Source organism: Microcystis sp. M109S1 (assembly GCF_020247025.1).
GTDB lineage: Bacteria > Cyanobacteriota > Cyanobacteriia > Cyanobacteriales > Microcystaceae > Microcystis.
Genome location: NZ_JADBRW010000032.1, coordinates 1 through 17,309, shown reverse-complemented (window position 1 = coordinate 17,309; position 17,309 = coordinate 1). Strand labels below are relative to the sequence as shown.

At 41.7% G+C, this 17,309-nt stretch carries 15 protein-coding genes; 7 read left to right on the top strand and 8 right to left on the bottom strand.

Translation table 11 applies throughout. The features are described 5' to 3' along the window. Positions 1-108: 108 nt before the first annotated feature. The 6 genes from IM322_RS01345 to IM322_RS01320 form a co-directional block, all read right to left on the bottom strand. The gene (locus IM322_RS01345; protein ID WP_287672435.1) at positions 109-870 is read right to left on the bottom strand and encodes a hypothetical protein; all 762 of its coding nucleotides are present in this window, start codon (positions 868-870) and stop codon (positions 109-111) included. Then, entirely contained in the window at positions 863-2,344 is a 1,482-nt protein-coding gene (locus IM322_RS01340; RefSeq protein ID WP_287672434.1) for an AAA family ATPase, read from the bottom strand. The genes IM322_RS01345 and IM322_RS01340 overlap by 8 nt, the downstream gene beginning before the upstream one ends. 70 nt (positions 2,345-2,414) lie before the next feature. Further along, on the bottom strand, positions 2,415-5,039 hold the full coding sequence (gene alaS, locus IM322_RS01335) for an alanine--tRNA ligase (RefSeq protein WP_287672433.1): 2,625 nt from the start codon (positions 5,037-5,039) through the stop codon (positions 2,415-2,417). Between the two features lie 71 nt (positions 5,040-5,110). Further along, the gene (locus IM322_RS01330) at positions 5,111-6,007 is read right to left on the bottom strand and encodes an RpnC/YadD family protein (RefSeq protein ID WP_287713077.1); all 897 of its coding nucleotides are present in this window, start codon (positions 6,005-6,007) and stop codon (positions 5,111-5,113) included. A gap of 273 nt (positions 6,008-6,280) precedes the next feature. Next, entirely contained in the window at positions 6,281-6,475 is a 195-nt protein-coding gene (locus IM322_RS01325; protein WP_002732568.1) for a DUF2949 domain-containing protein, read from the bottom strand. Positions 6,476-6,844: 369 nt separating this feature from the next. Further along, complete coding sequence (locus IM322_RS01320; RefSeq protein ID WP_287672430.1) at positions 6,845-7,366, bottom strand: DUF192 domain-containing protein; 522 nt, start codon at positions 7,364-7,366, stop codon at positions 6,845-6,847. Between the two features lie 302 nt (positions 7,367-7,668). Between IM322_RS01320 and petM the strand changes: the two genes are divergently transcribed. From petM to thyD, 3 genes are all read left to right on the top strand, one after another. Beyond that, positions 7,669-7,782, top strand: coding sequence for a cytochrome b6-f complex subunit PetM (gene petM, locus IM322_RS01315; protein WP_012265655.1), 114 nt, complete (start codon positions 7,669-7,671; stop codon positions 7,780-7,782). A gap of 105 nt (positions 7,783-7,887) precedes the next feature. Next, positions 7,888-8,247, top strand: a complete 360-nt coding sequence (gene psb28, locus IM322_RS01310; RefSeq protein ID WP_149988306.1) for a photosystem II reaction center protein Psb28 — start codon at positions 7,888-7,890, stop codon at positions 8,245-8,247. 171 nt (positions 8,248-8,418) lie between these two features. Next, entirely contained in the window at positions 8,419-9,366 is a 948-nt protein-coding gene (gene thyD / locus IM322_RS01305; RefSeq protein WP_287672428.1) for a thylakoid membrane protein ThyD, read from the top strand. Between the two features lie 123 nt (positions 9,367-9,489). Here the strand turns inward: thyD and IM322_RS01300 are convergent, their stop codons facing one another. Next, positions 9,490-10,215: a GUN4 domain-containing protein gene (locus tag IM322_RS01300; protein WP_287672426.1), complete on the bottom strand. Its 726-nt coding sequence runs from the start codon at positions 10,213-10,215 to the stop codon at positions 9,490-9,492. Between the two features lie 228 nt (positions 10,216-10,443). On the opposite strand from IM322_RS01300, the gene lysA reads away from it, so the two are divergent. From lysA to IM322_RS01280, 4 genes are all read left to right on the top strand, one after another. After that, the gene (lysA, locus tag IM322_RS01295) at positions 10,444-11,847 is read left to right on the top strand and encodes a diaminopimelate decarboxylase (protein ID WP_287672424.1); all 1,404 of its coding nucleotides are present in this window, start codon (positions 10,444-10,446) and stop codon (positions 11,845-11,847) included. A gap of 21 nt (positions 11,848-11,868) precedes the next feature. Continuing rightward, positions 11,869-12,789, top strand: a complete 921-nt coding sequence (gene cdaA, locus IM322_RS01290) for a diadenylate cyclase CdaA (RefSeq protein ID WP_287672423.1) — start codon at positions 11,869-11,871, stop codon at positions 12,787-12,789. After that, entirely contained in the window at positions 12,786-13,535 is a 750-nt protein-coding gene (gene uppS / locus IM322_RS01285; RefSeq protein WP_287672422.1) for a polyprenyl diphosphate synthase, read from the top strand. The genes cdaA and uppS overlap by 4 nt, the downstream gene beginning before the upstream one ends. Positions 13,536-13,791: 256 nt before the next feature. Then, positions 13,792-14,106: a DUF1825 family protein gene (locus IM322_RS01280; RefSeq protein ID WP_002738222.1), complete on the top strand. Its 315-nt coding sequence runs from the start codon at positions 13,792-13,794 to the stop codon at positions 14,104-14,106. 253 nt (positions 14,107-14,359) lie between these two features. On the opposite strand, the gene IM322_RS01275 is transcribed toward IM322_RS01280, so the two are convergent. Next, entirely contained in the window at positions 14,360-17,224 is a 2,865-nt protein-coding gene (locus IM322_RS01275; protein ID WP_287672421.1) for an Eco57I restriction-modification methylase domain-containing protein, read from the bottom strand. Positions 17,225-17,309 lie beyond the last annotated feature (85 nt).

Here is a 17,309-nt window from a genome sequence, read left to right as displayed (position 1 = left end):
CTGACTCGGAGACTCCTGACTCCTAACCCCACCAACAAACTTTTTGCTGCAAACCCTAAATGCTGACGGCTAAAAAGCTTATCAAGATTGCAGAGAAGCAGCATTTATTCAGAGTAAATCTTTCAGTCCTATGGTGATATAATTTTGATTTTGATTGGGATTTTTGATAAACCTAACGACGATTTTATCTCGTTCTTCTAATAGGGTTTCTAGGGTTAATAAATCTGATTCTGTAGATTGAGAGAGAATTTTATACAAGGTACTCTCGCTCAAATTATAGTCTCGATCATTTTGTTTGGCAATATCACTATCTTTAATTTCGTTGCGATTATAAAAAATAATTCCTCTGAAATGCACAAATATTTCTGTATCTTGATAGTTTTTCTGGGGATTAGCATGATTATTGAGAGTCAGAAGCATATAGATTCTATTCATCCCGCTTTGAAATTTACCAGCAATCTGCTTTAATGTGCTTTCTTTGTCTTTTTTTGCCTGTAGGGATGCTTTAAGTTCAATTAAACAAATTTGCAGATGATAATTGAGAATTTTACCAGCATCATTGACTTTTCTCTGTAAAACTAATATAGCTTTTTCAGGGGTTTTGCCGGAAGCAGAGATACCGGGTAACTCTTTTTCTAAATTGATAACCCAGATTTTATCTACTTCTGTAGATATATTTTTGTCATTTTTAGACGATAACTGTAAGTGATTGATAACTACTTTCTTTAACTCGCTCTTATTTGTTTCTGGAATTTCAATACACGCATCCTGACTAAGGGATATTTCTTGAATAAAATCCCATTTTTCTAAAGCTTGGTGAAACTCTTGTCTAAGGGAAAATATTTCTTTTTTTGAGTTAGACTTACTCATTCTCTGCTAAATAGATATGGTTGGTTAAAATTTCTCCAGATTTCTGCACAGAGTTGATAACTTCTTTAAAGTTACGAAAATAAACACCATATTGACTGGTTCCATAATCAATAATTTTATCACCCGTGAAAAAGTAAACCCCTAAGTCTTCTTTAGCAATTGAAATTTCTGGATTTAAATTTTTTAATTGATTATCTTCAATAATTTTTGTGACATCAACTTCATAACTTTTTAAGGTATGAAGATAAACATAATTGTTGAGAATATCGGTTAAAATCGGGCTATGGGTGGTGATCAAAACTCGATTGTCATGCTCGGTGACAAATTGAACTAAAATATCCATTAAGCGAATTTGATTTTCGGGATGTAAATTAACTTCTGGTTCATCTATCATTAAGAAGTTATGTTTTTCCTTTGCCCAATATTTGAGATAAAGATACAAGAGAGTCAACTGATTGACTGAAGATGAAGCTAGATACATGGGTAAATCTTTGCTTTCATCGAATTTAAAAGAAAATTGAATAGGTGCGATCGATTCTAGACTAGAAATCGTGATTTCTCCTCCCATTAATCCGCTCATCTTTTCAATCAGAGAATTATAAACTGAATTAATTTTTTTCTTGGTATTGAGAGAATAAAGCGATTCAATCACCTTATTCATTGGTTCAGTATAAGACCTTTTGGGTAATTGTTCTTGAAGACGTTTGAATATATCTTTATTAGTATCAACATCATCATCAATATTTTCTATTAATTCTTGCAACCGACGATTATACTCACTTCTTTTATTTCTCTCTATCTCATAAATGTACTGGTAGAAAACAGGAAAAAAGCTCCGACTGGCAGGAATAAAAAAGGGAACTTCTTTCTGAGATAAAAGCAATGATCTAATTATTGAATAAATGATTAGATCATAAAGCCTATTTCTTTTAGTCATCTGACTAGGTTCAAAAAATTTTTCTGAAGTTTCATCTAGTATACCATGAACTATAGTTTTATCTTCAATATGTATAGATAAGTTTTTCTCTTTTTTACTAATAACTATATATTCTAAAGGGTTTTTATTGGTTAAATAATTAATTCTAAATCCCTTGCCCTCTAGTTCATAAATACGCGCTTTAAAAACTAACTTTATCGATTTAGTGATTGTTGCTTCTAAATTTCTATCAATATTATAGGTACTAATAACTTCTTTTTCAATAAAATGACTAAATTTAGCGAGAATCTCATCGATAAATTCTTGATTAATCGTAATTCTCTTAATTGGGTCTTCAGCGTCAATATGTAAAGAATCAATTTCGGTATTTTCAGAAAACTTGCTGATATTATCATCATTAAAAATCGTCCATAAAAGCTGAGAAACTAGGGTTTTGCCACTATTATTGTAGCCAATAAAAGTGTAAAACTTCTTAGTTAAATCTATAGCTTGATTATTATTTCTAATTGATCCCAAATTCTTGATCAGTAGTTCCATATTATTTTTACCAATCACACCGAGAGAATAACTAATTTTTTAAAGGTGGACAAAATGCCCACCTTAGAAACTATTGCAAACTGGTAGTTAATTGACTTTTAGCGGTGGTTAAAGCTTCGCTTAGCTTACTTGCATCCCGTCCCCCAGCCTGTGCTAAATTGGGACGACCACCACCACCACCAGCGCAGATTTTAGCGATCGCACCGATAAATTTACCCGCTTGTAAACCCTTATCTTTAATTACCCGGGGACTAAAAGCGGCCACTAAACTCACTTTATCAGCTTCGGGAGTCGAGGCCAAAACCACTGCCCCTTCCCCTAATTTTTGCTGTAATCTTTCGGCTGCAGCCATCAAAGCGTTAGCATCAATATCGCCCAAAGAAGCGACTAATAGCTTAAATTCGCCGATAGATTCGGCTTGAGATAGCAAAGCATCCGATTTATTTAGGGCCAACTCCTGTTTAACCGCTTCTAACTGCTTTTGTGTCCCCTTTAACTCTGATTGTAGGGTCGTAATGCGATCGGGAATTTCCAGAGGTTTGACCTTAAAGCGATCGCACAAATCCCGCACCACCTGATCCCGTTCATTCAGGTATGCTAACACGGCAGGGCCGGCCACCGCTTCGATGCGACGAATTCCCGCAGCGATTCCCGTCTCGGAGATGATTTTAAATAAACCGATCTCGGCGGTATTTTTAACGTGAGTTCCCCCGCATAATTCCATAGAAACGCTAGGAATATCGATGACTCGCACTTCTGAGCCGTATTTCTCGCCAAACATGGCAATAGCTCCCTTCTGCTTCGCTTCTTCCAATCCCATCACCGCTATCTCGGTGTCATGCGCTTCGGCAATCCAAGTGTTAATCTGTTCTTCCACCTGTTGCAATTCAGCGCTAGTCAGGGGACGAGGACAGTTAAAATCAAAACGGAGGCGATCGAAATTGACGAGGGAACCTGCTTGGGAAATCCCCCCATCGACAAGCTTTTTCAAGGCCGATTGTAGCAGATGGGTGGCGGTATGATTAGCTTGGGCGCGACGACGACAGGAACGGTCAATCTGAGCATTAATTGTATCGCCAGTGGTGACAATTCCCCGCTCAATCCGACCAAAATGGATAAAAATCCCCGATTCTTTCTGCACATCTTCAACGCGGATAAGCAGATTATCGCCGGTTAAATAACCCTTGTCACCGATTTGTCCACCCGATTCGGCATAAAAAGTGGTTTTATCGAGAACTACCTGCACCTCAGTGCCTGATGCGGCCGATTCCACCGTTTTACCGGCGACCAAAACTGCCGTTACTGTTGCGGTTGCTTGCAAATCCGTATAACCGAGAAATTCCGTCGGGTGAATATGTTCCGCCAGCTTATCTAAACTACCCTGTACCGTCAAATCTATGGTTTCGTGGGCGGCTTTTGATCTTTGCTGCTGTTTTTTCATTTCCTGCTCGAAACCCGCCGTATCGACGCTTAAACCCTGCTCCTCGGCGATTTCTTGAGTGAGTTCGAGGGGGAAGCCATAGGTATCATAAAGGGTAAAGGCATCGACTCCCGAAATCTGGCTTTTTTCTTTTTCTAGAATCGATTCGAGCAGTTTCTCGCCTCTTTCTAGGGTTTCTAAAAATCTCGCTTCCTCTCGCTCTAATTCTGCCTTGATCACCGTTTCTCGTTCCCGAACATTGCCATAGACGGACTCGGAAAGAGCGATCGCAACTTCCGCCACTTTGCTGATAAATTGACCTTCAATACCGATTAAACGACCGTGCCGTACTACTCTCCGAATCAGACGACGCAGGACGTAACCTCTGTCAGTATTCGATGCTGAGATACCATCCGCTATCATGTGTACTACCGAGCGCACATGATCGCCGATGACTTTTAGGGAAACTTTCGTTTTTTCGTCCGCTTTCTGGTAGTCTATGGCTGCTAACCGGGCCGCTTCGGCGACAATCGGGAAAATTAGGTCAGTTTCGTAGTTATTGGCGACTTTTTGCAGGATTTGCGCCATCCGTTCCAAACCCATCCCCGTATCGATATTTTTATTCGCTAGGGGTGTTAGATTGCCGTCCGCGTCGCGGTTATACTGCATAAAGACGAGGTTATAAAACTCGATAAAACGGCTATCATCCTCTAAATCGATGGTTTTATCCCCTAATTCTGGGTGAAAATCGTAGTAAATTTCCGAACATGGACCACAGGGACCGGTGGGACCCGATACCCAAAAGTTATCCTCTTCGCCCATTTTTTGGATACGATGGGCAGGAATACCGATTTTATCGCGCCAGATAGTGAAAGCTTCCTCATCCTCCCTAAAGACACTAACGACTAATCTTTCGGGGGGAAGGTTAAAAACTTCTGTGGACAATTCCCAGGCCCAGGCGATCGCTTGTTCTTTAAAATAATCACCAAAGCTAAAATTGCCCAACATCTCAAAAAAAGTATGATGTCTGGCAGTCCGACCGACATTTTCGATATCGTTGGTGCGAATACATTTTTGGGAAGTGGTAGCGCGGGGAAATTCTGGGGTCTTTTGTCCTAAGAAAATCGGCTTAAAAGGGAGCATTCCCGCAATAGTCAGCAAAACGGTGGGGTCTTCTGGGACTAGAGAGGCACTAGGGAGAATTTTATGGTTTCTGGCCGCAAAAAAGTCTAAAAATCGCTGGCGAATCTCGCTTCCGCTTAGGTGGTTACTCATAGAAGATGTCAGTTAGTCAGAAAATGCCTATTTTATCCATTGTGGCATTTTTGCGTTTTAACTCTCCACCTTTACTCTCGCGCCGCTTGTCGGACTTGTTCTAAGTCTAAATCCAAAGCTTGAGCGATTTGTTCCACACTTAAACCCAAAGCAAGCAAACGGGGAATAGATTCCAGTTTAGCCTCTAGTTTTCCTCGCTCTAGTCCTCGCTCTAGTCCTTGTTCGAGTCCTTCCCGTTTAGTTGCTTCCTTCCATTCCTGATAGGTTTGAGATAAAGTCATAAACACCTCTCTATCCTCAGTTTCTAGGATGTTATTTATTTCCATACTAACCCGCCAACTAATTAATAATTCCAGTACATTTTCCCGGAAAGCATTACCTTGAGGTAATTCTAACAATTCTCGCACCGCTTGGTCTTGAGTTTTTCCCCGTCCCAATAATCTTAACCAGAGAGTCTCAGCAGTCACAGGCAATTGATTAATAGCGATAATTGCCGTGCGATAAAGCAAGGGAAGAAAATAGACTCCTTCTGGCCAATCTGGGTCTAATTTTGCCCCAAGACTCTCTAAAAGAGCCAGACTAGCGGAAGGGGATAAAATCCACAAACGAGGGGCATTATCTTCATTGTAGCTCTGATTTTCTCGTTTAGCTTGTCTTTGCAGTTCGGCTAAAATCGTCAAAAGTTTCGCTAAACAATTACGAATCTCGCTCCGGTTGGGAGGATTGCGATAGGGTTCAATTAAGACAGTATTAAGGACAATTCTGCCTAATAATCCCAGATAATTGCGGTTTGGTTCGGGATTGGGGGAAAAAAATAAATCTATCTGTCGGGTTTCGTCGCTGACTTCTTTACTGATTTCGACGGTTCCCAAGGGAGAAAGTAATTGTTCAAGGTAATTTTTGGCAAATTGGTCATGGGGGGCTCTTCTGGTTTCTGTGTGGAAACGAGGTCTATACTGATAGAATATCCGCAAAATAGTCCTAAAAGTCTTGTCCAATAAGCACTTCAGGATTCCATAAGCAAAAATTATCACACAAAGTCGAGGAGAGCCCATGGGGTTTCATGGACTGAGCAGTTAATCGATAATTTTCAATTGTATAGTTATTAAAAAAGTGGGTTTAAATAACCCACTTCTCAAGTGATGATTGGTAGTTTTTGGGATCGGAATTTTCAAACTGTGCCAGAAACTATGAGCAGCCATGGCAATTATTCTCCTTGTCAATAGTCAGCAATTGCAAGATTATACTACCTCTTCGAGAAAATCATAAATTTTGTCTAATTGTTCCAAGGTCACTAAACCGTACTGCCAGAGAATCATCGGTAAATGAATTTTATCAGATTGGATCGAGCGCTCGGCCATAGCGATCGATTCTTGGGGAAGGGACAATTCCTCTTGTAGAAATTGTCGGAATTGGGAATAGGCAATCGTGGACATAGGGGGATTTTTTTCCTCAATAGTATAGTATATCTCGTGATTTTAACAAAACACTACCTGATCGGTTTCAAGGACAGTTAGTCTCGCGACCGTTTTTTCTGTATCTAAGCTATCTCGATGATAGAGAGCGCTTTCCTAAAAATCGCTGGCTCTCTTAAGATAGTCCCGTTAGATCGAGCAGAATTTTGTCTCTGTTTAATCTATAGCAAGGGTAAAGATTATTCAATCTATGACTTGATAGACTATAAAAATCTTAATCGATATGGTTAGATTTTAAACAGTATAAATGCGTAATAGCTTCTAAAAGCCATACTTATATTTCCAGACAAGGAACACCTTCTATAAGAAAGTTAACACCATTTTCAAAAATCAAGGTCTTGAGATAGACTCAATCTTAATTTTATCTCCTTCTTTCACTCCTAATTCTTTCGCTCGACCCCCAGCTAGTTCGATTACTTGATTAATCATGGTGTTTGGCCCATAGACAGGACAAGGATCCACAGCACAAGGGGGGACATTCAGCAAAACTGCTTTTACTATACCATCTTTTAGAAAAATCATGTCTAGAGGAATCGAGACATTTTTCATCCAAAACCCTGCCATCAGAGGTTGTGCAAAGGGAAATAGCATACCGCGATTTTTCTCCAAAGACGAGCGATACATTAAACCCTTGGCCTGTTGTTCCGGGGTTTGAGCCACTTCTAACTCAATCATCTCACCATTAATATTTGCTTTGGCCGTGATCGGTAATATTTGCCCTTGATTCTCAGTCGTAATCTGAGCGCTCGAACTATTATTACCATTGAGATTAGTCGATTGACAACTCAGCAGCAACAAACCTAAAAATAATATTAACTTGATCTTGAGCATAAATGATTTTTTACCAGTCATCACCAATAGTTATCAATACTTAATTTTTCTAGTATAAGTGGAGAATTAAGCAGATAAAACGTTAACACAAAGTAGCGACGACAAATATAAAGATATTATTAAAAATATCTAGCATGGGGTTGAGCATCCTTCCTTGAGGAGAGGGGCAGGATTGCTAGAACGTATATACTAGGAAAATTCTCAAAGTTATTTGCCGATTTTCCCCCTCAATTTTGCCCTAATCTGGCTGCAGTCGATCGCCTTCGTAGGTTAAAATACCATTGATCTGTTGATCGATTATTGTAGGCTCAGGAGCAATCACCATGACCGCAGAAAGTATGTTATTTAATGGGGCGATCGTGGCGATCGTTCTCGTCCTCGTCGGATTAGCTTGGGGTTTTCTCCTCCTCAAAATCCAAGGTGGAGAAGCGGAATAGCTTGTTTTTCGGTTCATGGTTACTTTATTAGTAGTCATGAACTAATTTTTTCCCCTCAAAAGTAATTAAGAAAAAATCAATAACTAAAATTTTATAGCTATACCTATGACCACTCCCACGATCGAGTTTTTTGTTGGTTTATCAGAAGAATTAAGCGGTGTTAGTCTCCGCAAAAATAAAAGTACCGGGATTCGCAATGTCCTGATGACTTTTAAAACCCTGAAAGCGATCGAACGTTTCCAAAGTTTCACCACCCGCACCTACGGCGATCTCCGTCTCACCGATGAGGAAGGAGTGATTATAGTTATTCCCAACTCAACCAAGTTTATTTTTGGAGGAGATGAAGGGGATGAAATTCAACGGGTAGAATGTGGTTTTGAAATCACCGATGAACACTGGGAGCGTTTTATGCGCTTTATGAATCGTTATGCGGCAGCCAACGGGATGGGGTATCAGGATAAGTGAGAAGTGAGAAGTGGGGTGGTCACTGCGTGCGCGTTGCGGGGGGTGATGGGGTGATGGGGAGTGGGGAGTGGGGAGAATAAATAAAAATAATCTCCTGACTCCTGACTCCTGACTCCTGACTCCTGATAGTTAAAAACGAGCTAAAATAAGGATAAATTTAGTCAAGAAACCATGAAAATAGCGATTACTGGGGCGACGGGATTTGTGGGTAGTCGATTGGTGGTCAAACTCTATGATCGCGACGATGACATCCTAATTTTGACTCGCAATCCCGATAAAGCCAGGAGAATTTACCCAAAGTCAATCTATCCTAAGATAGAGATTATTCCCTATATCGCCACAGAATCGGGGGATTGGCAAAAAGAGATTTCCGGATGTGACGCGGTGATTAATCTAGCGGGAGAACCGATTTCGGAACGCTGGACCGGTGAAGCAAAACAGGCAATCGTCGCTAGTCGGGAAATCGGCACCGAGAAAATTGTCGAGGCGATCTCGCGTAGCGAGCGCGTTGCGACCGCACTGGCCGACCAGAAACCGAAAGTTTTAATTAACTCCTCGGCGATCGGTTACTATGGAACCAGTGAAACCGCTAGTTTTGACGAAAATAGCCCTCCCGGTGACGATTTTCTGGCAGATGTCTGTAAAAAGTGGGAAACAGCCGCCCAAAAAGTTAAAGATTACGGCACTCGTTTAGTCATTCTTCGCACGGGTATTGTTTTAGGCAATGGGGGTGCTTTAGGGAAAATGATCCCACCCTTCAAACTATTTGCCGGCGGACCGATTGGCAGCGGTCGTCAGTGGTTTTCTTGGATTCATCGGGATGATTTAATTAATTTAATTATCTATTGTCTCGATCGCCCAGAAATTAGCGGTACTTTCAACGCTACTGCACCCAATCCCGTCCGGATGAAAGAATTCTGTCAGATTTTAGGGGAAGTAATGAATCGTCCTTCTTGGTTGCCAGTGCCAGATTTTGCCCTCGAAATTCTCTTGGGAGAAGGAGCAAAAATCGTCTTAGAAGGTCAAGAAGTGCTGCCAAAAGCCACTCAAGCGATCGGTTTTGACTATCGTTATCCTAATCTAGAAGCGGCCTTAGAGGAAATCGTCCCGAAAATGTAGAAAGCTGATAAGCTAAACGGCTTTTACTTCGGATCACCGATATAGACTCCAAAAGGGTTATAGCTATTGGATCATGCAGGTTAAGCGCCGTTTAGCTTATACCCGAGGCCAAATGCTCTCAATCTATTTTTCACTCCAGACGGGATGGGAGAATAAAGAGGCAGCCACTCTCACCCCGCGCAGTTGATTTAACAGGGGTAAATGACCCACGGGAGCGCTTAAATCCCAGATAAATTCTTGGGGGTATTTTGTCCAATTATTGCCATTTTTCCAACCAATTTTCGGCCAGAGTTTCGGGAAATCTTGTCCCACACCGAGCCATAATTTGCGCTGTACCGACCAACCGAATTTTCCTTCCGAATGAACTAACCAAAGATGATCAATAGTCTGAATATCTACACCGGGAAAAGCTTCTACTTCCGTAAAATAGACCCATTTCCTCTGTATTGCTCCTTCTCCTGCTAATTCACAGAGTTTTTGACGGGTGAGACTATCGGCAGTTTGAAAATCCTGTTTAGCCAATAATTCCTGTAAAAGTCGATAATCGATACCTTTAGCACTATCGAGGGGAACAACACCCGTGGGGAAATAATTAGCTAAAAATTCCTGGCTCTGAGCGCTATTATCTTGGTATAGCAATTGATAAGCCTTACCTGTCACCAGATTAACAGGAGTCGGGCGCATGGCCAATAAAAAATCTCTTAATACAGTTAGGCCAGCTTCTCCGACCCCCACTAATTGTGTCAGAATCTGTAATTGATTTTTCGGCGACTCGGTGGCTAATTGACTCATCTTACGGGTAATATCCTCGCTTTGTTCTTCTACTAACACGCCATTCTGGTCAGTCATATCATCACTTTTAAGACCACTCCTTCAATACTATTACCACTATTTCGGGGTCGCTGCTCGATTTTTTCCTGACAAAAAAGGGATTTTAAGCGGGTGGTTGATCGTACACTGAAAGAGAGAACTATTTTGGCTATCTAGATCACCAACGGTCAAAATTCCCTTGACTGAATCGGTGATGGGCAGAGATTGTCACAAAAATTATCGATTTCTTGACAAAAAACACCGATCATGCTATCAACTGAACCTAAAATCAGCAATTCCGGACAAAAATATTTAGCCTATCAAGAGTGTCTATCTCCGAATCAAACCCTGTTCCCCCTGACAGCCAAGGTTAATAACCGCGATTGTCTAGAAATCGGTGGTTGCGATGTCACAACTCTAGTGGAACGTTTCGGTTCACCCTTGTATATTGTCGATGAAGTCACCCTCCGCACAGCCTGTCGTCAATACCTGCAAGGTTTCCAGACTCATTATCCCGGAGAATCTAGGGTAATTTATGCCTCGAAAGCGTGGAATTGCCTAGCTGTATCGGCCGTAGTCGCTAGGGAGGGATTAGGTTTTGATGTGGTGTCGGCCGGAGAAATTCACACGGTGTTAACCGCTTTAGACCAGATCAATAAAACCGATGTGCCGATCTACTTTCATGGTAATAACAAATCGATCGCCGAGTTAGAATATGCGATCGAGCATAACTGCATTATTATCGTTGATAACTGGCTAGAGTTAGAAAATCTGGTTAAATTAGGCGAAAATCGTCCTAATACCCCTATTCCGATCCTGTTGCGTTTAACCCCCGGTATCGAGTGCCACACCCACGAATATATTCGCACGGGTCACTTAGACAGTAAATTTGGTTTTGACCCCCATCAAATCGAAGCGGTATTTGACTATGTTTTAGCTCATCCGGTGCTGAATTGTCTAGGTTTACACGCTCACATCGGTTCCCAGATTTTTGAACGTCAACCCCACCAAGACTTAGCCGCTGTGTTGGCAGATTGGTTTAAATTAGGATTAGAACGGGGTTTACCCCTAGAGCAATTAAATGTGGGTGGTGGTTTAGGGATTCGCTACGTCGAAAGTGATGACCCCCCAAGTATCGAGGAATGGGTGCAAGCGGTGTCCTTAGCAGTGGCCAAAGCTTGTCAGGAAAGAGGTATCGCTTATCCGCTGCTCATTGCCGAACCAGGACGCTCTCTGATTGCCACCGCTTGCGTAACGGCCTATACAGTGGGTAATCGCAAAGAAATCCCTGAAATCCGCACCTATATCGCCGTCGATGGCGGAATGTCCGATAATCCCCGACCGATTACCTATCAATCGGTTTACCGGGCCGTGGTCGCTAATAAAATGAGTCAAGAATGTCAGGAAGTGGTGACAATAGCTGGAAAACATTGTGAATCTGGCGATATTCTAATTAAGGATATTACGCTACCGAAAACCAACCCGGGAGATATTGTAGTGGTTTTAGCCACGGGAGCCTATAACTACAGCATGGCTTCTAATTACAACCGCTTACCCCGTCCGGCGGCGGTAATTGTCCAAAATGGAGAAGCTAATCTGATCCTTGAACGGGAAAATCTGGCGGATTTGCTGCGTCAAGACCGCTTACCCAATCGACTCTCCTTGATATAAACCTCATCGCTATCGTCCCCCATGTCGGGTTTTTTTCTGGACCCTCGCCGGTTATTGTCCTGGATTCTCAGCCATGGTCTGTCAGTCCTAGACTTTGGGTTAGTTCTCCTCCTTACCTATATGCTGCTGCTAATTATCGGCGAGCGGCGTACCTTTTGGATGGTGCGAGGACTAATCTACTTAATGCTGGCCTCGGTGATTAGCGATGCCCTAGGATTGCGCTTGCTGGGGTTAGTCCTAGAAAAATTGATTTTGGGGGCAGCAGTGGCGATTGCTGTGATTTTTCAGTCGGAATTCCGCCGTTTTTTAGAATTATTGGGCAAAGGTCAAGTGGGGGAATTATTTAAAAAAAGTTCCCCCACTCCCAAGACCGATAATGTCATTGATGAGTTAGTGGACGCAGTAAAGGATCTATCTCAAAATCGCACCGGCGCGCTGATGGTATTAGAAACCAGTGGCAATCTCGACACCAAGGTGTTTGTCAATCCGGGGGTGACGCTCAATGGCCAAGTATCTAAGGAATTAATTCAAACTATTTTTCAGACTAAAACTTTACTGCACGATGGGGCCGTATTTATTCGGGGCGATCGAGTGGTGGCCGCTGGTGTTATTCTACCCTTATCGGAGCGCAGTACCTCTAGGCAATTAGGCACCCGTCATCGGGCGGCCATGGGCATTACCGAAAGGCTAGATAATTGTATCTGTATTGTGGTTTCTGAGGAAACTGGCTCGATTTCCCTCGCGTCGGGGGGTAATTTGGATCGGCCCTTAACCAGTAGTAAACTAAAAGAGCTTCTCGAAGCGAAGTTTTCTCCGTCGGGAGAGGGGGAAGTGGTCGCACCGAGTTGGGGACGTTTAGGGCGTACAATTGGCTTAAAAGGTCGTCTAATCTTAGAAAAATTCTCCCGTTCGCCCAGCGCAACCCCCAAAGATAGAAAATGACTCTTAAACCGAGCTTGTCACCAGAATTACCTACGGATTTAGATAAAAACCGTTTGCCTCAGCACGTCGCAGTGATTATGGATGGGAACGGTCGTTGGGCGAAAAGTCGTGGTTTACCGCGGATTATGGGCCATCAACGGGGAGTAGATGCACTAAAAGACTTGCTGCGCTGTTGTCGTGACTGGGGGATTCCCGCTTTAACTGCTTATGCTTTTTCTACAGAAAATTGGGGTCGTCCCCTGGAAGAAGTCGAGTTTTTAATGACTCTATTCGAGCGGGTTTTGCGGCGCGAATTAGAAGAAATGATGCAGCAAAATGTCAAAATTCGCTTTATTGGTAATTTATCAGTCTTGCCAGAGTCTTTAAGACGGGAAATTGCTAAATCTCACGCAGAAACTAGCAAAAATTCCGGTATTCAATTTACGGTGGCTACTAATTATGGTGGCCGAGAGGAGATCGTACAAGCTTGTCAGGCGATCGCTCGTCAGGTGCAACAGGGTTTAGTCTCCCCGGAAGCGATCGATGAATCTCTCTTTGAACAGTATCTTTATACTGCTGGGATCCCTAACCCAGACCTGTTAATTCGCAGTAGTGGGGAAATGCGAATTAGTAATTTTTTACTCTGGCAAATGGCCTACGCGGAAATCTACGTTACTGACACCCTCTGGCCCGATTTCGATCGAGTGCAATTTCACCACGCTTTAAAAGATTATCAGGGTCGTCATCGTCGTTTTGGCAAATTATAAGGGCTGCAGCCCAAATTGCTCGAAATAGCCACTGTGGAGCATTTAAAGGACAATTTTTGCTCTTTACAAGAGATTTGATCACTTTTAATTTTAACTTACTCCCCGGGGCAACGGTTAAACCAGGACGAGAGGGCCGTTTGTCAAGTTCTCGATTTCCCCAATACGGTAATCCGTAAATCGACTGGAGCTAGACTTTTCCCCGGCTAAAATAAAATAGGGGAGAGAATAACTATCGACGATAAGCAGTTTTAAGATTATGGGATTCTTTGACTCAGAAGTGGTTCAACAGGAAGCTAGACAGCTATTTGAAGATTACCAGTCCCTCACACAACTAGGCAGCGAGTACGGGAAATTCGATCGAGAGGGTAAAATAATCTTTATCGATAGGATGGAGGAGTTAATGGAACGCTACAAGATATTTATGAAGCGTTTTGAGTTATCTGAGGATTTTTCCGCCCAAATGACCGTAGAACAGCTAAAAACCCAATTAGGTCAATTTGGTATGACTCCCCAAATGATGTTCGACCAAATGCAGCAAACCCTTGAACGGATGAAGGCAGAGATTCGCTAAAATTGCCGATATTTATCGGGTATTGGCCGCTTTTTACCCGATAATGGCTCTCTCCAGTTTATCGCTCGGAAATTTTGGTTGTCTGCGGTTTTTTGAGAACAATAATTTTAAGTAGGTTTGCTGAATAAATCTAAAAACCTTGTCGGATAACACTTTTGGACTTTTTTGACATCAAAAAGTGCCAGCAATTGCAGTGATCCAGGGGAAAATTTTAGGTACTTTTTCCCTGAAAATCGGTCAAAATCCACTTCCCCTACAGGTTTTGGTAAGCTTTGAGGGGGGCAGTTTTGACGCTTTCGGAAGCGAGGGGAAAGGTACTTAATATATGCTGAAATTCTATCTCATTTAATTCATATAAGTGGGCTACTATTGCATCTAGTTTAGCCCTAATTTTTGCCCTTTCTGTCTCCTCTGTTACTCCATTTTTATGGGAACCTATTCCCACTTCTTTCGCTAATTCGTCAAATTCCTCGCTTACACAAATCAATTTCGATGCCTTTTCTACTATTTCCTCAAAGTATCTATCTCCCTCTTTTAATCGGGGAATAGGTAGCTGATATATGTAGAACATACTGATATTAGCAGATACTTTTTGTCTGAGCATCCAATCAATTAAAAAGCTGTTTAAAACAGTCAAAATAAAAATTTTGAATGCTTGGTTATCTTGAAAATTATTTTGCTTATACTCACTTATAAACAAAGAATGTCCGCAAAAAACTGATTTAGGTATCAGACTAGAAATTAAAGAGCGTTCGTTTGTACTTGATGAAACTGACCGAAATCCTAAACGATAAGTTTGATAGTCTAATATTTGACCTTTATCGACTTCACCGCGTTTTAATAAAGCTTGTCTTGCTTCTTTTTCATCTAACCAGTATTTCGGTAAAGCATACTGATGGGTGAATTGATGAATCATTTTTCCTTCGTAGAGAGGTAATCTTCCCTTTGCGGGTTCAGTTTTAAACAAATAACTATCATCAGTCATGTGAAATTCGCGAGTTAACTTGAGATTCCATGTATCGGGAAGGGTTTCTCCTAGCAGAGGAAAACGAGACATTTTTTCGGCAATCTGAATATCTATATCCTGTTTAAATTCCATTACCGAGAGGGAATCGGGGGATAGTTTGCGGATTAAATCGACGCTAATTACTAAACTGTCTTTATGGGGAAAACGTTGTAATTCCTCAACATCGTGACGCATAAACTCCACAGGAAAGGAAAGAGTTTGTTTATTTTTCTCGAAGGAGAGGATAACAAATTTAAAGCGACTATCTACACCCTCAAAAATTGTTTTACGATTTTCAAAACAAAATAATCCTGTCACCTTTGTTTGAGAAAATAACATTTCTCGCAGTTTTTTAGACCCTAAATCGGTATAAATTCCACTGGGAATAACCATTCCACATTCACCTTGGGGATGGAGGAGATTAAAACATTGTTCAACAAAAAGCTTATAGAGATTAATATCCGTCCCTTGCTTTTTACCATTCACAATAGAGATTTGATTTTTGTATTGTTCCGAGGAACGAAAATAGAGACTAACGTGGGGGTATTGACTTTGATAATCTAACCATGCTTGAGCAATTTCGGGATTAGTTAACAGTTTTTTCTGTTCCTTTTCAAACGTCTTGATGTCCATCTTATTTTTAGTCACCAAGTCGCTATGCTGAGAAAAAAATTCCTTCGCTTGGGGTTTAAAGACTTCCCAGGGGGGATTAGTGATAATCACATCAAAACCACCCTTTTCCGTAATCAGTTTATCGAAGTGATAACCCCAGTGGAAGGGTTTCAGGGACTGCATATCAGAAAGAGTTAATAAACGTTTCTTTGCTTTTCCCGTTAATTGTGCGGATTCGTACTTAATTGACAACTTACCGCTAAACTCATCTAAGAGAATTTGGTTTAATTTCTGCACCGATTCGCGGTTGACATCCTCGATGTGATTGCGTAACATCTGGAGACGGTTTTCTTGGGGGGTTCCCTGTACTTCTCCCAACTGGAAAGCGTGTTCCTTGTATAATTCAATACTGCGATTTTTTTCTGCGAGAATTGCCTGATAATTTTGCGCGGTGAGAGATTGTAGGATATTTTCCTCTCCCATGAGATTAAAACTTTTTTCGTCCACGCGAATCAATCCGATGAGGGAATTTCCCGACATGATATTAAAATCAATATTCGGTAGGGGTTCCAATTCTGTCAACGATTGCGCGGCAGCAACTAAAGCAAGAAATAAACGCAGTTTTGCGATTTCTGTCGCTTCCTCCATGATATCGACACCGTAGAGGTTATCGGAAATAATCCGTTTTTTGATGTAATATCCGAGGGAGGGATGGGATTTTCTTACTGCTGCTAACCACTGTTTTAACTTGCTGTCTCCTCGCAGTTCAATTGTTCCAATTACCCCGCTATAAATCGCGATGAGAGTTTTCATCGCAGCCACTAAAAAAGCGCCGGAACCACAGGCAGGGTCTAAAATAGAAAGCTGGGGAAGAATATCTTTAATCAAAATCTCACAGAGGGGAGAATCGAGATTGATTAATAGTTCAGAAATACTGGCAAATTGTTTGCGGGGATAAAGTTGATTGCTTCTCTCGACAATCCATTTATTAATCGTCTTATCACAGAGATATTCAGTAATCTCCGGACGGGTATAGTAAGCACCAAAAGCTTTTTGGTTGATATACTTTTCAAAGATATATCCCAAGACATCGGGGTTAATTTCGTCATCCCGTCCCCCCGGAGTGTCGTCAAGGTTCCAAGAGTAACGGGAGAATAAATCAAGGATATTCTCAAATGCTTGGTCATCAATACAAATGTTTTGATAACGATTTTCTAGGGGATGTTGGAGAAATAATCCCCCGTTAAGATATTTGACTTTTCCCACCAATGCAGTTACAGATGCGTCTCGTTGGGATTCGGGTTTTGCGAATGCTTGAAAAAATAGGGTTTGCAGGAATTGACGATAGAATAAATTTTCTCCCCGTCGTTGACTTGCTTGTAATTGGTTTTGCAGATAGTTGAAGTCGTTATCGTTGACATCCTCACCGCCGTAAACGGACGGTGATTCCTCACCACGCCACCTTTTTAGAATGGTCGCTGAATGGGGTTGACGCTTCACGGGATGCTGCTTCTTTAACAGAAGTCTTACGCTTTCCTCCACGTCCATTTAAAGTCTCCGAATGTCCTCCGGCGACCTTGATATT

Bases quoted from the DNA above. Each gene is read 5' to 3' on its own strand.
- IM322_RS01345 (WP_287672435.1), bottom strand. From the start codon at position 870: ATGAGTAAGTCTAACTCAAAAAAAGAAATATTTTCCCTTAGACAAGAG.
- IM322_RS01340 (WP_287672434.1), bottom strand. From the start codon at position 2,344: ATGGAACTACTGATCAAGAATTTGGGATCAATTAGAAATAATAATCAA.
- alaS (WP_287672433.1), bottom strand. From the start codon at position 5,039: ATGAGTAACCACCTAAGCGGAAGCGAGATTCGCCAGCGATTTTTAGAC.
- IM322_RS01325 (WP_002732568.1), bottom strand. From the start codon at position 6,475: ATGTCCACGATTGCCTATTCCCAATTCCGACAATTTCTACAAGAGGAA.
- IM322_RS01320 (WP_287672430.1), bottom strand. From the start codon at position 7,366: ATGACTGGTAAAAAATCATTTATGCTCAAGATCAAGTTAATATTATTT.
- petM (WP_012265655.1), top strand. From the start codon at position 7,669: ATGACCGCAGAAAGTATGTTATTTAATGGGGCGATCGTGGCGATCGTT.
- psb28 (WP_149988306.1), top strand. From the start codon at position 7,888: ATGACCACTCCCACGATCGAGTTTTTTGTTGGTTTATCAGAAGAATTA.
- thyD (WP_287672428.1), top strand. From the start codon at position 8,419: ATGAAAATAGCGATTACTGGGGCGACGGGATTTGTGGGTAGTCGATTG.
- IM322_RS01300 (WP_287672426.1), bottom strand. From the start codon at position 10,215: ATGACTGACCAGAATGGCGTGTTAGTAGAAGAACAAAGCGAGGATATT.
- lysA (WP_287672424.1), top strand. From the start codon at position 10,444: ATGCTATCAACTGAACCTAAAATCAGCAATTCCGGACAAAAATATTTA.
- cdaA (WP_287672423.1), top strand. From the start codon at position 11,869: ATGTCGGGTTTTTTTCTGGACCCTCGCCGGTTATTGTCCTGGATTCTC.
- uppS (WP_287672422.1), top strand. From the start codon at position 12,786: ATGACTCTTAAACCGAGCTTGTCACCAGAATTACCTACGGATTTAGAT.
- IM322_RS01280 (WP_002738222.1), top strand. From the start codon at position 13,792: ATGGGATTCTTTGACTCAGAAGTGGTTCAACAGGAAGCTAGACAGCTA.